Origin of the sequence: Mesorhizobium sp. LSJC280B00 (assembly GCF_000502835.1) — a bacterium.
Lineage (GTDB): Bacteria > Pseudomonadota > Alphaproteobacteria > Rhizobiales > Rhizobiaceae > Mesorhizobium.
Map to the genome: position 1 here is coordinate 19,989 of NZ_AYVL01000009.1, position 14,204 is coordinate 34,192.

13 protein-coding genes are annotated in these 14,204 nt (G+C 62.3%); 9 read left to right on the forward strand and 4 right to left on the reverse strand.

All coding sequences use genetic code 11. From position 1 onward, the window contains the following. The first annotated feature begins 231 nt into the window (after positions 1-231). Together pgi and X773_RS54470 are read left to right on the forward strand one after the other, a co-directional pair. Complete coding sequence (pgi, locus tag X773_RS54465) at positions 232-1,875, forward strand: glucose-6-phosphate isomerase (protein ID WP_023676817.1); 1,644 nt, start codon at positions 232-234, stop codon at positions 1,873-1,875. 5 nt (positions 1,876-1,880) lie between these two features. Then, positions 1,881-2,603, forward strand: coding sequence for an HAD family hydrolase (locus tag X773_RS54470; RefSeq protein ID WP_023676818.1), 723 nt, complete (start codon positions 1,881-1,883; stop codon positions 2,601-2,603). Here the strand turns inward: X773_RS54470 and X773_RS54475 are convergent. After that, on the reverse strand, positions 2,587-3,243 hold the full coding sequence (locus X773_RS54475) for a 50S ribosomal protein L11 methyltransferase (RefSeq protein WP_084641125.1): 657 nt from the start codon (positions 3,241-3,243) through the stop codon (positions 2,587-2,589). The two genes, X773_RS54470 and X773_RS54475, sit on opposite strands and share 17 nt — an antisense overlap. Positions 3,244-3,328: 85 nt before the next feature. Continuing rightward, entirely contained in the window at positions 3,329-5,074 is a 1,746-nt protein-coding gene (locus X773_RS54480; protein WP_245274701.1) for a long-chain fatty acid--CoA ligase, read from the reverse strand. A gap of 46 nt (positions 5,075-5,120) precedes the next feature. Between X773_RS54480 and X773_RS78110 the strand changes: the two genes are divergently transcribed. From X773_RS78110 to X773_RS54505, 6 genes are all read left to right on the forward strand, one after another. Further along, positions 5,121-5,528 carry a hypothetical protein gene (locus X773_RS78110; protein WP_245274702.1) on the forward strand — a complete coding sequence of 136 codons (408 nt, stop codon included), beginning with the start codon at positions 5,121-5,123 and terminating at the stop codon, positions 5,526-5,528. Between the two features lie 239 nt (positions 5,529-5,767). Continuing rightward, complete coding sequence (locus X773_RS54485; protein ID WP_023676821.1) at positions 5,768-7,360, forward strand: ABC transporter substrate-binding protein; 1,593 nt, start codon at positions 5,768-5,770, stop codon at positions 7,358-7,360. A gap of 58 nt (positions 7,361-7,418) precedes the next feature. Then, positions 7,419-8,426 (forward strand): ABC transporter permease subunit, encoded by a 1,008-nt coding sequence (locus X773_RS54490; RefSeq protein WP_023676822.1) that lies wholly within the window; start codon positions 7,419-7,421, stop codon positions 8,424-8,426. 1 nt (position 8,427) lies between these two features. Then, positions 8,428-9,345 (forward strand): ABC transporter permease subunit, encoded by a 918-nt coding sequence (locus X773_RS54495; protein ID WP_023676823.1) that lies wholly within the window; start codon positions 8,428-8,430, stop codon positions 9,343-9,345. Positions 9,346-9,349: 4 nt separating this feature from the next. Then, positions 9,350-10,225, forward strand: a complete 876-nt coding sequence (locus tag X773_RS54500; RefSeq protein WP_023676824.1) for an ABC transporter ATP-binding protein — start codon at positions 9,350-9,352, stop codon at positions 10,223-10,225. Beyond that, positions 10,222-11,052, forward strand: a complete 831-nt coding sequence (locus tag X773_RS54505) for a dipeptide ABC transporter ATP-binding protein (RefSeq protein ID WP_023676825.1) — start codon at positions 10,222-10,224, stop codon at positions 11,050-11,052. The genes X773_RS54500 and X773_RS54505 overlap by 4 nt, the downstream gene beginning before the upstream one ends. A gap of 22 nt (positions 11,053-11,074) precedes the next feature. On the opposite strand, the gene X773_RS54510 is transcribed toward X773_RS54505, so the two are convergent. Continuing rightward, positions 11,075-11,995, reverse strand: coding sequence for a LysR family transcriptional regulator (locus X773_RS54510; RefSeq protein ID WP_023676826.1), 921 nt, complete (start codon positions 11,993-11,995; stop codon positions 11,075-11,077). Positions 11,996-12,088: 93 nt separating this feature from the next. Between X773_RS54510 and X773_RS54515 the strand changes: the two genes are divergently transcribed. Continuing rightward, entirely contained in the window at positions 12,089-12,961 is an 873-nt protein-coding gene (locus X773_RS54515; RefSeq protein WP_023676827.1) for an NAD(P)H-dependent oxidoreductase, read from the forward strand. On the opposite strand, the gene X773_RS54520 is transcribed toward X773_RS54515, so the two are convergent. Next, positions 12,892-14,184: a cysteine desulfurase-like protein gene (locus tag X773_RS54520; protein WP_023676828.1), complete on the reverse strand. Its 1,293-nt coding sequence runs from the start codon at positions 14,182-14,184 to the stop codon at positions 12,892-12,894. The two genes, X773_RS54515 and X773_RS54520, sit on opposite strands and share 70 nt — an antisense overlap. Positions 14,185-14,204 lie beyond the last annotated feature (20 nt).

A 14,204-nucleotide genomic window follows, 5' to 3' on the forward strand; every position in this document is an offset into this window, starting at 1 on the left:
CTTTTTCACTTGGCTGGACCAGTCGAATGTACCGGTGGCACAAGGTGTTGCGCCAATCAATTTTTCTGATCGCTGGGATTTATGCCAGTGATCCTTTGAGCCGGCCCACGCTGCGCTGCGGCATCGCTGCGCATTGAAACAGATGGAATTCGACCCGATAGTTTGCCGCGACGACACGCGCCGGAAACATCCGGCCTGATAAGATGCATCTCAAGAGACCGGAGCGAAGCAGTGGATCAATCGTCCTTTCAAAAGCAGCTCGACGCATTGCGCGATCACCGTGCGGCCAAATCGGGCTCGATGCGCGAGGCTTTCGCTGCCGATCCGCAGCGCTTCGAGAAATTCTCCGCCAGTGACGGCGACCTGCTGCTCGACTGGTCGAAATGCGCGGTCGATGCGCGGACTATGGAGTTGCTGGAGAAACTGGCTGAGGCCGCTGACCTCGAAGGCCGGCGCGACGCGATGTTTGCCGGCAAGAAGATCAACGTCACTGAAGGCCGTGCCGTGCTGCACACGGCGCTGCGCAACCTGACCGGCAAGGGCATCGTGCTCGACGGCCAGGACGTGAAGGCGGACGTCCTTGCCGTACTCGACGCGATGGGTGCCTTCGCCGACGCGGTGCGTTCCGGCAAGGCGGCCGGCGCGACCGGCAAGAAAATCACCGACATCGTCAACATCGGCATCGGCGGCTCCGATCTCGGCCCGGCCATGGCGACGCTGGCGCTGGCGCCCTATCATGACGGGCCGCGCGCGCATTACGTATCCAATATCGACGGTGCCCATATCCACGACACGCTGAAGGGTCTTTCCGCCGAAACCACCCTGTTCATCATCGCCTCCAAGACCTTCACCACGGTCGAGACGATGACCAATGCCGAAACCGCGCGCAGATGGGTCGAGAAGGCGCTCGGCAAGGAAGCGGTCGGCAAGCATTTCGCCGCCGTCTCGACGGCGCTCGACCTGGTCGCCAAATTCGGCATCGCGCCCGATCGCGTCTTCGGCTTCTGGGACTGGGTCGGCGGCCGCTATTCCGTCTGGGGTGCGATCGGTCTGCCAGTGATGATCGCCATCGGCCCGAAGGATTTTCGCGCCTTTCTCGACGGCGCCCATGAGATGGACGAGCATTTCCGCACCGCGCCGCTGGCGAAGAACCTGCCGGCGCTGATGGGGCTGATTGGCTGGTGGCACCGCGTGATCTGCAAATACCCCGCTCGCGCCGTCATCCCCTACGATCAGCGTCTGTCCAGGCTACCGGCCTATCTGCAGCAGCTCGACATGGAATCGAACGGCAAGAGCGTCACCCTGGACGGCGGCGCTGTAACGACGCCGACCGGCCCGCTGGTCTGGGGCGAGCCCGGCACCAATGGCCAGCATGCCTTCTTCCAGTTGCTCCATCAGGGCACCGATTTCATTCCGGTCGAATTCCTCGCCGCTGCCGTCGGCCACGAACCGGAGCTGAAGCATCACCACGACCTTCTGCTTGCCAATTGCCTGGCGCAGTCGGAAGCCTTCATGAAGGGCCGCACGCTTGAGGAAGCCCGCGCGCAGATGCTGGCGAAAGGCATGAAGCCCGCCGATGTCGACAGGATTGCTCCGCACCGCGTCTTCTCCGGCGACCGCCCCTCGTTGACGATTCTCTACAGAAAGCTCGACCCGCATACATTCGGACGGCTGATTGCGCTTTACGAACACCGCGTCTTTGTCGAAGGTACGCTGTTCAACATCAACTCCTTCGACCAATGGGGCGTCGAACTCGGCAAGGAACTGGCGACCGGGCTGCTGCCCGTCGTTGAAGGCAAGGAGAACGCCGCAAAGCGGGATGCCTCGACTGCCGGACTGGTGGAATACATCCACCGCTTGCGCGGCCCGGAGTGAAAAGCTTGGCGGACATCAAGGGAATATTGTTCGACAAGGACGGCACGCTCGTAGATTTCAACGCGACATGGCTGGGCATCGCCGACTTCATGGCGATGGATGCGGCCGAAGGCGATCGCTGGAGGGCAGACAGGCTGCTTGCGGCGGCGGGCTTCGACTTCGCGAACAAGCGCTTCAAGCCGGATTCAATTTTTGCCTCCGGCACCAACATGGACGTCGTCGAGCTGTGGTTTCCGCGGCTGTCCGACGAGGACCAGATGCTTGCCGTCGCCCGCTTCAACGCCATCACTTCGGCGCAAGGATCGGCAATGGCGGTGGCGCTGCCGGGTGTGGTCGAGACGCTTGGGCTGCTTCACAGAAAATCCTACCGGCTTGGCGTCGCCACCAACGACTCGACCAGTGGCGCGGAAAAGACCTTGGTCACGCTGGGCGTCGCGCAGCTTTTCGAAGCCGCCTATGGTTACGATGCGGTGGCCAATCCAAAACCGGCGCCGGATACGATCCTTGCCTTCTCGGACCTGACAGGGCTCAGGCCGGCGGCGATCGCAATGGTCGGCGACAATCGCCACGATCTGGAAATGGCGCGCGCCGGCGGCTGTGGCCTGGCGATTGGCGTGCTGTCCGGCACCGGCACACGTGAATCGCTGTCGCAGATCGCAGACGTCATCCTCGATTCAGTTGCCGATCTGCCCGATTTTCTAGCGGCGCGGGTCAGCGAGACAGTCTAGACTCGCAGCTAGCTGGTCCGAACGAGAACACGCCGCTCGGTTTCATCGCCGCATTCCTGCCTTCGCCGACATCCGGCACCTCGTATTCGGCCAGCAGGCGAAGCCGCGAGCGGGGCAGATAGGCGCGGCCCGGATCGCCGATCAGCACGGCGATGCCGGCTGCAAGGCAGCGGTCGAGGAAAGAAATGGCCCGGCCGGCAAGATCATGGGCGTAAAACAGGTCGCCGACCACCACGACATCCACCGGTGGCGGCGGACCGCTGGTGATGTCTTCGCCAATGATCATGATAGCGACGCCGTTCGCAGTCGCGTTGAGGCCGAGCGCAACCACACCATTGCGATCGATCTCGGCCGCGACGACCGCGCTTGCCCCGGCTTTTGCCGCTGCAATGCCGACGAGACCCGAACCGGAGCCGAGGTCGAGCACGCGACGGCCGGCCACGGTCTTCGGCCGGTCGAATATGTAGCGGGCGAGCACCGCGCCGCCGGCCCAGACATAGGCCCAGTACGGTGGCTCCGGTTCAGGTCCGTCTTCTTCGGTCGCATGTTGGTTCCATTCGAGAAGCCGCCTGAGCCCGCTTCCCGGATGGGCGGTGTAAAGCCGAATTTCGGGAAGCGCGGGCACGGGGGCGATCCGCATGTTCGCCCGGATGAACTCTGCCGGGTCCGGGCGCGAACCTATACTCACGGCGTTGGCGCCGGCGATGCAATCGCTCAAGCTGCGCCTAGCCCCGCAACGCCCGTCGCAGGATCTTGCCGACCGGTGTCTTCGGCAACTCGGTGCGGAACTCAATATACCTGGGACGCTTGTAGCCGGTCAGGTTCTCGCGGCAATAAGCCGTCAGCATGTCGGCGGTCAGTGCCGGGTCCTTCTTGACGACGAACAGCTTCGGCACTTCACCCGAATGCTCGTCCGGCACGCCGATCGCCGCCACTTCGAGTACGCCTGGATGCTGCGCCACCACTTCCTCGAGTTCGTTTGGATAGACGTTGAAGCCGGAAACCAGGATCATGTCCTTCTTGCGGTCGACGATCTTGGTGTAGCCAAGCTCGTCCATGAAGCCCATGTCGCCCGATTTGAAGAAGCCGTCCTCGGTCATCACCTTGGCGGTCTCGTCCGGCCGGTTCCAGTAGCCGGCCATCACCTGCGGTCCGCGGATGCAGATTTCGCCGACTTCGCCGAGCGGCAAATTGTTGCCGTCGTCGTCGCGGATGGTGATCTCGGTCGAGGGCAGCGGCAGGCCGATCGTGCCGGTGTAAACGCCGTCGCTGAATTTGTTGATGGTTGCCCCCGGCGAGGTCTCGGTGAGCCCGTAGGCCTCGCTGATCGGGCAGCCGGTCAGCGCCTTCCAGCGTTCGGCGATGGCCCTCTGCACCGGCATGCCGCCACCCAGCGTCAGGATCAGCGGCTTGAAATCGAGCTTGCGAAAATCCTCATTATTGAGCAGCGCATTGAACAGCGTGTTGAGGCCCGGAAAGATGTGGATCGGGTATTTCTGCAGCTCCTTGACGAAGCCGGGAATGTCGCGCGGATTGGGGATGAGGACATTCTGCGCGCCTTGCTGCATGCCTACCAGCACGTTCGCCGTCAGCGCAAAAATGTGATAGAGCGGCAGCGCGCAGAGGAAGTTCAGATGCGCCGGCTTCGGCTTGACGGTAAAAGCGTCTTCGGCCCACAGCGCGTTCTGCGCGACGTTCGCCAAAATGTTGCTGTGCAAAAGCATCGCGCCCTTGGAGATGCCGGTCGTGCCGCCCGTGTATTGCAGGAAGGCGATGTCGTCGGCCGCGACCTTTGCGGGCCTGAAGGCCATGCCGGTGCCGGCCTTCAGCGCGGCGTTGAACTTGACATGGCCGGGCAGCGACCATGCCGGCACCATCTTCTTGACGCGGCGTACAAAGAAGTTGACGATCGTTCCCTTGAGCCCGCCGAGCATGTCGCCCATCGAGGCGACCACGACATGCTTGACCGCGGTCCTCGCGATCACCGCCTGCAGGGTGCAGGCGAAATTTTCGAGGATGACAATGGCTTGAGCGCCGGAATCCTTGAGCTGGTGCTCCAGCTCGCGCGGCGTGTAGAGCGGATTGATGTTGACCACGACATAGCCGGCGCGAAGCACTGCCATAATCGCCACCGGATATTGCAGCACATTCGGCATCATCAGGGCGACGCGCGCGCCCTTCTGCAGCCCCGTTGATTGCAGATAGGCGCCGAAGGCGGCCGACTGTCGCTCGAGGTCGGCATAGGTGATCGATTTGCCCATGCAGACGAAGGCCGGCCGATTCGCAAACTGCTTGCACACGGCGACGAGAAAGTCGCCGATCGAGCTGGAGGGCAGGGCGCCGATCTCGGCCGGCACGATCTTTGGATAACTCTTGAGCCACGGTTTTTTCGGCAAGCCGGCGGCCAGCGACGTGATCGCCTTCGGTAATCTCTTGGCCGGACCTGCCGGCGGTTTTGGCGTAGTCGGCACTGCCCTCGTCGCCGGCTTGGCGGCAGAGTTTGCAGCAGGCGCAGTCTTGCCGGTTGCCGGTTTAGCAGCCGTTCCAGCCGTGGTCTTCGCCGCCGGCTTCGCGCTTGCCTTTGCGGTAGCCGTCGGCCTTGTGGCGGCCGCTTTTGGCTTGACCGCTTTCGATGTTGCCTCGGCCTTTGCTTTCGCCGCGTTGGTTGTCTTTGCCGGTTTTGCCACCTGTCGCTCCCTCAATCATTCTTATTGTTTCGGCATGCTTGCGCGCCACCACCGCCCTGATCAACAAAGATATCCCACGCTTGCCGCAATGTCCGGAACCTGGGAAAATCCGGCACGCTGCCCATCTATCTATGTATTGCCACAAGCGGCGGCCGTGCAAGCCTCGCCACCTGGAGTGCGGCAAGACTTGCCGTCAAACCTCTTGGCCGCGACCGGTTTTCGGACGCGCATCTCTTGAACCGAACGGCTCGATTCCCCCAATCGGCGGCATTACCGATCAACAAAAAATTGAAGTCGCTAATAATGTCGTGATCTGCGGATTCGGCTCGTTTTTTCCACAATTTGCCGCGTGCCGAAAATTTTTTCTGCTTCCCGTGGGTTAGGCAAACAAGCAGTTCCAAAGCTAGAAAAACGGTGCTTATATGCGGCCTTCGCGAGCCTGACAGAGGGGCTTGGAAGAACATCAGGGAGTGCTCAATGAAAAAGAAACTGACTTTTGCAGCCGCGTTGCTGGCTGCAAGCGTCCTCGGCGGCGTGGCCAATGCAAAACAACTGGTCTATTGCTCGGAGGCATCGCCGGCCGGCTTCGACCCGTCGCCATGGAGCGGCGGCAACGACTTCGACGCTTCGTCGCGCACCATCTATTCGCGCCTGGTCGAGTTCGAGCATGGCAAGACCACCATCTCGCCCGGCCTGGCCGAGAGCTGGACGGTTTCCGACGACGGTCTCGAATACACCTTCAAGCTTCGCCCGGGTGTGAAATTCCAGACGACCGATTATTTCACGCCGACGCGCGACCTCAACGCCGACGACGTGATCTTTTCCTTCGAACGCCAGTGGAAGAAAGAAAGCCCGTGGTACAGCTATCTGGAAGGCACCGGCTGGGAATATTTCACCGGCATGGGCTTCCCCGATCTCCTGAAGGAAATCGTCAAGGTCGACGACCTGACGGTGAAATTCGTGCTGAACAAGCCTGAAGTCGCGTTCCTGCCGGACCTCGGCATGGATTTCGCCTCGATCGTTTCCAAGGAATATGCCGACCAGCTCGACAAGGCCGGCACCAGGCAGCAGTTCACCCAGAAGCCGGTCGGCACTGGTCCGTTCCAGTTCGTCGACTATCAGGTCGATGCGGTCGTGCGCTATGCAGCATGGGACGGCTACTATGGCGGCCGCCAGAAGATCGATGATCTGATCTTCGCCATCACGCCCGACCCCGCCGTGCGCGCGCAGAAGCTGAAGGCGGGCGAATGCGATATCATGTCATACCCGGCGCCGGCCGACATTGCCGGACTGCAGGCCGACGCGAACCTCAAGGTCGACGAGCAGGAAGGCCTGAACATCGGCTACATGGCTTACAACACGACGCAGCCGCCCTTCGACAAGGTCGAGGTCCGCAAGGCCCTCAACATGGCGGTAAACAAGAAGGCGATCATCGACGCGGTCTATCAGGGCGCCGGTGCGCCGGCCATCAACCCGATCCCGCCGACCATGTGGTCCTATAACAAGGACATCAAGGACGATCCCTATGATCCGGAGGCGGCCAAGAAGATGCTGGCCGATGCAGGCGTCAAGGATCTGTCGATGAAGATCTGGGCTATGCCGGTCAGCCGCCCCTACAACCCGAACGCCCAGCGCGTCGCCGAGTTGATCCAGGCCGATTATGCCGCCGTCGGGGTCAAGGCGGAGATCGTCAGTTACGAATGGACCGAGTATCGCCAGCGCGGCAAGGCTAAGGATCGCGATGGCGCCTTCCAACTGGGCTGGACCGGTGACAATGGCGATCCGGACAACTTCTTTTTCCTGCTCGGTTGCGATGCCATCGGCCAGTCCAATTATGCGATCTGGTGCAACCAGGAATTCGAAGCCCTGCTGAAAAAAGGCAAGGCGACGACGGACGTCGCCGAGCGCACCAAGATCTACGAGGAAGCTCAGGTGGTGTTCAAGCGTGAGGCTCCGTGGCTGACCATCGCCCACTCCAAGGTCTTCATGCCGATGAACAAGAAGGTGTCGGGCTTCGTTATGGACCCGCTCGGCATTCATCGGTTTGACGGCGTCGACGTCACCGAATAAGTCCTGAGAAATTGAACGGCGGCGCTGGACTTCCCGCGCCGCCGTTCTATGAAGCAAGATGCTCCGTTATCTCCTCCACAAGCTCGCTTTGATCATCCCGACCGTGTTCGGCATATCGCTGGCGGCGTTTGCTTTCGTCCGGCTTCTGCCCGGCGATCCTATCCTGGCCCTGGCGGGCGAGCGCGGCGTCAGCCCCGAGCGGTACGCCCAGCTCATCGAGCAGTTTGGCTACAACCGGCCCTATGTCATCCAATACCTGGAATATATCGGCAGGGTCCTGACCGGCGATTTCGGCATATCTATTGCCACCAAGCGGCCAGTGCTCGGCGAATTCCAGGCGCTGTTTCCAGCCACGCTGGAACTGGCGACAGTGGCGTTGATCATCGCCGTCCTGCTCGGCATTCCTGCCGGTATCTTCGCCGCGGTCAAGCGCGGCTCGTGGTTCGACCAGGCGACGATGGGTGTCGCGCTGACCGGCTATTCGATGCCGATCTTCTGGTGGGGGTTGCTGCTCATTATCTTCTTCTCCGGCTATCTCGGCTGGACGCCGGTTTCCGGCCGCATCGGCCTGCAGTATTTCTTCAGGCCGACGACCGGGTTCATGCTCATCGACAGCCTGATCTCCGGCAGGAGCGGCGCTTTCAAATCTGCCGTCAGCCATTTGATCCTGCCGTCGATCGTGCTGGCGACGATCCCGCTTGCCGTCATAGCGCGCCAGACGCGCTCGGCGATGCTCGAGGTGCTGGGCGAGGACTATGTCCGCACCGCGCGCGCCAAGGGCCTGGCGCCGCGCCGCGTCATCGGTCTGCACGCTTTTCGCAACGCGCTGATCCCGGTGGTCACCACCATTGGACTGCAGGTCGGCACCTTGATGGCGGGCGCCATTCTGACCGAGACCATTTTTTCCTGGCCGGGCATCGGCAAATGGATGATCGATGCCATCGGCAAGCGCGACTATGTCGTCGTCCAGAGCGGATTGCTGATCATCGCGCTGATCGTCATGGCGGTGAACCTGATCGTCGACGTGCTCTACGCCGTCATCAATCCGCGCATCCGGGTGCAGTGAGATGACCGACGAATCCGCCGCCGAAGCTACCGCCGCCTCCATCCCGACAGGCGGCAGGCAACGGGCTTTCGCCGAGTTCTGGCACTACTTCTCGATGAACACCGGCGCGGTCATCGGCCTTGTCGTGTTTTCGGCGCTGGTGCTGGTGGCGATCTTTGCGCCGTTCGTCGCCCCACATTCGCCCGACGAGCAGTTTCGCGATGCGCTGCTGGCACCCCCTGCCTGGCAGGAAGGCGGCAAATCGATGTTCCTGCTCGGCACCGACGCGGTCGGCCGCGACATGCTTTCACGGTTGATCTTCGGGGCGCGTTTCTCGCTGTTCATCGGTCTGGTGGTCGTTGTCTTCTCGCTCACCAGCGGCATCGTGCTTGGCGTGCTCGCCGGCTATTTCCGCGGCTGGGTCGACACGCTGATCATGCGCATCATGGATATCATCCTGGCCTTCCCGTCGCTGCTTCTGGCGCTGGTGCTGGTGGCGATCCTCGGCCCCGGCCTTTTCAATGCCATGCTGGCGATCGCGCTGGTGCTGCAGCCGCATTTTGCGCGCCTCACCCGCGCCGCCGTGATGGCCGAAAAGAACCGCGAATATGTCATCTCCGCCAAGGTGGCTGGTGCCGGTCATCTTCGCTTGATGGTGAGGACGATCCTGCCGAACTGCCTGGCACCGCTGATCGTGCAGGCGACGTTGTCCTTCTCCAACGCTATTCTCGAGGCTGCGGCGCTCGGCTTCCTCGGTGTCGGTGCGCAGCCGCCGACGCCGGAATGGGGCACGATGCTCGCCTCGGCGCGCGAGTTCATCCTGCGCGCGCCTTGGGTGGTGACCTTCCCCGGCCTTGCTATCCTGATCACTGTGCTTGCCATCAATCTGATCGGCGATGGCTTGCGCGATGCCTTCGATCCCAAGCTGAAGAGGTCATAATCCAATGCCTCTTCTCGAGATCAAGAACCTGACCGTTTCCTTCGACACCGCCGCTGGACCATTCATGGCGGTACAAGGCATCGACCTGTCGGTCGAACCGCGCGAGGTGCTGGCGATCGTCGGCGAATCCGGTTCGGGCAAGTCGGTGGCGATGCTGGCGGTGATGGGGCTTTTGCCCAATACCGCGACGGTGAGGGCCGACCGCATGGCCTTCGACGGCATCGACCTGCTCAAGCTCGGCCCATCCGAGCGGCGCAAGATCGTCGGCAAGGACATTTCGATGATCTTCCAGGAGCCGGTCGCCAGCCTCAACCCGTGCTTCACCGTCGGCTTCCAGATCGAGGAGGTGCTGCGCTTCCATATGGGCATGGACCGCGCCCAGCGCCGGGCGCGTGCCATCGAATTGATGAAGTTGGTCGGCATCGCCGACCCCGAGGAACGGCTGGGCTCCTTCCCGCACCAGATGTCGGGTGGTCAGTGTCAGCGCGTCATGATCGCCATCGCCATCGCCTGTAATCCCAAGCTTTTGATCGCCGACGAGCCAACCACGGCGCTCGACGTCACCATCCAGAAGCAGATCCTCGATCTGCTGGTCGGCCTGCAGGCCAAATATGGCATGGGCCTGATCATGATCACCCACAATATGGGGGTGGTTGCCGAGACCGCCGACCGTGTCATCGTCCAGTACAAGGGCCGCAAGATGGAAGAGGCCGACGTGCTGTCGCTGTTCGAGTCCCCCAAGAGCAACTACACGCGCGCGCTCCTGTCGGCACTGCCCGAAAACGCCGTCGGCGACCGGTTGCCTACTGTTTCCGACATGCTGTTTGAGCCGGCCCCATCTGTAGTCGCAGCCCGGTCCGCAGGAGGAACCGCCTCATGAGCGTGACCGTAGTCGAAGGCAAGAACATCGTGCGCGACTATCATGTCGGTGGCGGGCTTTTCCGCCCCTCCCGTACGGTTCATGCGGTCAAGGGTGTTTCGTTCAGCGTCGACAAGGGCAAGACGCTGGCCATCGTCGGCGAGAGCGGCTGCGGCAAGTCAACACTCGCCCGCATCATCACCCTGATCGACCCGGCGACCTCCGGCGAGCTTTTCATCGACGGCAAGAAGGTAGACATCGGCAGGAACGGCCTGTCGAAGGAAATGCGCCGCAAGGTCCAGATCGTCTTCCAGAACCCTTATGGTTCGCTCAATCCACGCCAGAAGATCGGCGACGTGCTTGGCGAGCCGCTGCTCATCAATACCGACAGCACGGCCGACGAGCGGCGCGATCTTGCCATGAAGATGCTAAAGAAGGTCGGTCTCGGCCCCGAGCACTTTAATCGCTACCCGCATATGTTTTCGGGCGGCCAGCGCCAGCGGATCGCCATCGCCCGCGCGCTGATGCTCAACCCCAGCCTTCTGGTGCTGGACGAGCCGGTCTCGGCACTTGATCTTTCGGTGCAGGCGCAGGTGCTGAACCTGCTCGCCGACCTGCAGGACGAGTTTCAGCTAACCTATGTTTTCATCAGCCACGACCTGTCGGTGGTGCGCTACATCGCCGACGACGTGATGGTAATGTACTTCGGCGAAGCGGTCGAATACGGCTCGCGCGACGAGGTCTTCGCCGACCCCAAGCACAGCTACACCAGGACGCTGTTCGCGGCGACGCCGCGTGCCGACGTTGCCAGCATCAAGGCACGGTTGGCCAAGAAGAAGGCCGCCTGATCCGGCGAGGTTTGCCGGCCGGCTACCGCTTCTCGATCCCCGGAATGCCGGAGATCTGCTCGGCGAGAAAGTCGACCAGCAGCCGCACCCGGGCAATGCCCGCACGCTCCGGAACGATTAGCATGCTCAGCGGGACGGGAGGCGGAAAATAGCCCGGCAGGACCACTTCCAGCCGGTCGGCCGCCAGAAGATCATCGACAAGCCAGTGGTGGGCGGGTGCGATGCCGCGTGCGGCGACAAGGGCTTCGCGCGCAGCAAGCCCATGGTCGACCAGAAATCTGCCGCCAAAGGGCACCGCAAAGGTCTCGTCGCCCGGCCCCTGCAAGGTGAGCGTGTCGCTTCCCGCGATGTTCGACATCCGGATGCCTTCATGGCCAGGCAGATCCTGCGGGACAGCCGGTCTGCCCCGCGCCGCCAGATAGGCCGGCGCCGCCACCAGCAGACGCCGGGATTGCCCGAGCGCCCGCAGTTTCATTGAGCTGTCGGTGAGCGGGCCGAGGCGAAGCGCGATGTCGACGCCCTCCCGCACAAGGTTGATGCGCTCGTCGGTAAGGCTGAGATCGATGCCGATGTAGGGATAGCGGTCCTGAAAGGCGAAGATCAGCCGGCTGACATGTAAGACCCCGAGCGCCGCCGTGCAGGATATCCGGATCGTGCCGGCTGACGCGCCGCGCGTGCCCCGCGCCTCATCGCCGGCCTGCTCGACGAGGCGCAGGATCTGGACGCTGTCGGCATAGTAACGGCTGCCTTCATCGGTCATCGTGACGCGCCGGGTGGTCCTGCTGAGCAAGGGCACTCCGACGGCCTCCTCGAGTTCTCGCAAATGCCGTGTGACCGTCGACTGCCCAACTCCGAGCTCGCGCGCCACCGCCGAGAGGCTGCCGCGCTCGGCGACGCGAACGAAGGTGCGCATGCGCTCAAGGGTGGCGTCCGATCTATCCATTATTCGGCATTATCTTATACATTTCCTACATATAGTGGATCAGCCCACAGCTGGCTACCTTTGGTGTCTATCGTCCTTCTTCGGAGTAGACCCATGAAAGTCCTGCTTGTTTTTGCTCATCCTGAACCGCGTTCGCTCAACGGCGCACTGCGTGACGTCGCCATCGGGGAACTTGAGGCCCAAGGCCATGAGGTGCGGGTGTCTGACCTCTACGCCGATGGCTGGAAAGCCGAGGTAGACCGTGCCGACTTTCCGTCGTGGCCGCCTGAAGCACGCTTCCTGCCGGCCGGCGCCTCCAAAAAAGCTTTTGCGAGCGGCACTCTGACCGAAGACGTCAAAGTGGAGATCGACAAGCTGCTATGGGCCGATACCCTGATCCTCCAGTTCCCGCTGTGGTGGTACGCCATGCCGGCGATCCTCAAGGGCTGGGTCGATCGCGTGTACGCCTACGGCTTCGCCTATGGCGTTGGCGAGCACAGCGACAAGCGGTGGGGTGACCGCTTTGGTGAGGGAACGCTCGCCGGCAAGCGCGCAATGCTGATCGTGACCAACGGCGGCTGGGAGGAGCATTATTCCGCCCGCGGCGTCAACGGCCCGATCGACGACCTGCTGTTCCCGATCAATCACGGGATTCTATACTATCCGGGCTACGACGTGCTTCCGCCGTTCGTGGTTTACAGGGTGGACCGTTTCGGGGAGGCGGATTTCGAGCCTGTCGCGGAGCGACTGCGCGAAAGGATGCGAACGCTCGAGACAATCCGGCCCATTCGTTATCGGCAGCAGAATGGCGGCGATTACTTGATCCCAAGCATGCAATTGCGCCCCGGCTTGGAGAACCCGGGTGCGACCGCCTTTGCGCTTCACGAGGATCGCGCCGGCGCCGCCGCCCAGTCCGATCAGGACAGCCGGGCGATGATGGTGCGCAGCGCCTCGCCGAAGCGCCGGACTTCCTCGATCGTATTGTAATGCACCAGCGAGGCGCGCACGGCGCCGCTGTCCATGCTGAGGTTGAGCCGCTTCATCAGACGCGGCGCATACATGTGGCCGTCGCGAATGCCGATCTGCATCTCGGCCATTTCCTCGACGATCCTCTGCGGCGACAGCGTGCCGACATTGAAGCAGAAGGTCGGCACGCGCTCGCTGAGGCGTGCCTCTTCGGCCACGCCGTAGATCGTCGCGCCGCAATCTTTGAGCACCGCCAGCATTTCGCGCGCCAGCACCTGTTCGTAGTCGCGGATGGCATTCATGCCGGCGACGATGTTGTCGCGGCGCGACCGGTTATTCTCTGACAAGAAATTGCGGCCGATCGATTCGAGGTAGCGCACCGCGGCATCCATGCCGGAGACGTTCTCGTAAATGAAGGTACCGGCCTCGATCTTGTAGGGCGGCTCGTCGGGGATGAAATCTTCGCGGAAGGTCGGCAGGCGCTTCAGAGTTTCGAAGCGGCCCCACAGGAAGCCCATATGCGGCGAGAAATTCTTGTAGCCGGAGCAGACCAGATAGTCGCAATCCCAGGCCTGCACATCGATCAACCCGTGCGGCCCAAAATGCACGCAGTCGAGGAACACTTCGGCGCCTGCCGCATGCGCAATCCCAGCCACGGAGGCAACGTCGACAATCGAGCCGATCGAATGCGCCGTTACCGTGCAGGCGACGAGCCGGGTGTGCTCTGAGACCAGCGGGCGCAAATCGTCGACATGCAGATTGCCGTCCTCGCGCATCCGCCACCATTTGAACTTGGCGCCGGCGGGCGCCAGCGCCAGCCACGTCGCGATATTGGCATCGTGATCCATGTCGGTGATGACGATCTCGTCACGCTCCCCGTTTGGGCGCTCGGAAAGCATCTGGCCGATGCCGAGGCTGACCAGGCGGATGAACGAAGTGGCGTTCATGCCGAAACAGATCTCCGCCGGGTCGGTGGCGTTGATCAGCAAGGCCACGCTTTCGCGAGCGCCGGCGACGGCTTGGTCGACGGTGACGCTGCGGCCATAGCGGCCGCCGCGCTGCACATTATGCGCGACCAAATGGTTGGTGACCGCATCGAGCACGCTTTGCGGGATCTGCGCGCCGGCGGCATTGTCCATGAAGACGAAGTCCCCGGCTTGCTGCAAGGCGGGAAACATGGCGCGGATCGTCTCGACCGGGAAAGCTGCGGCATCGCCGGTTTTCGAAATCTGATGCTGGTTCAAGGTCGTCTCCTGCGAAGTGC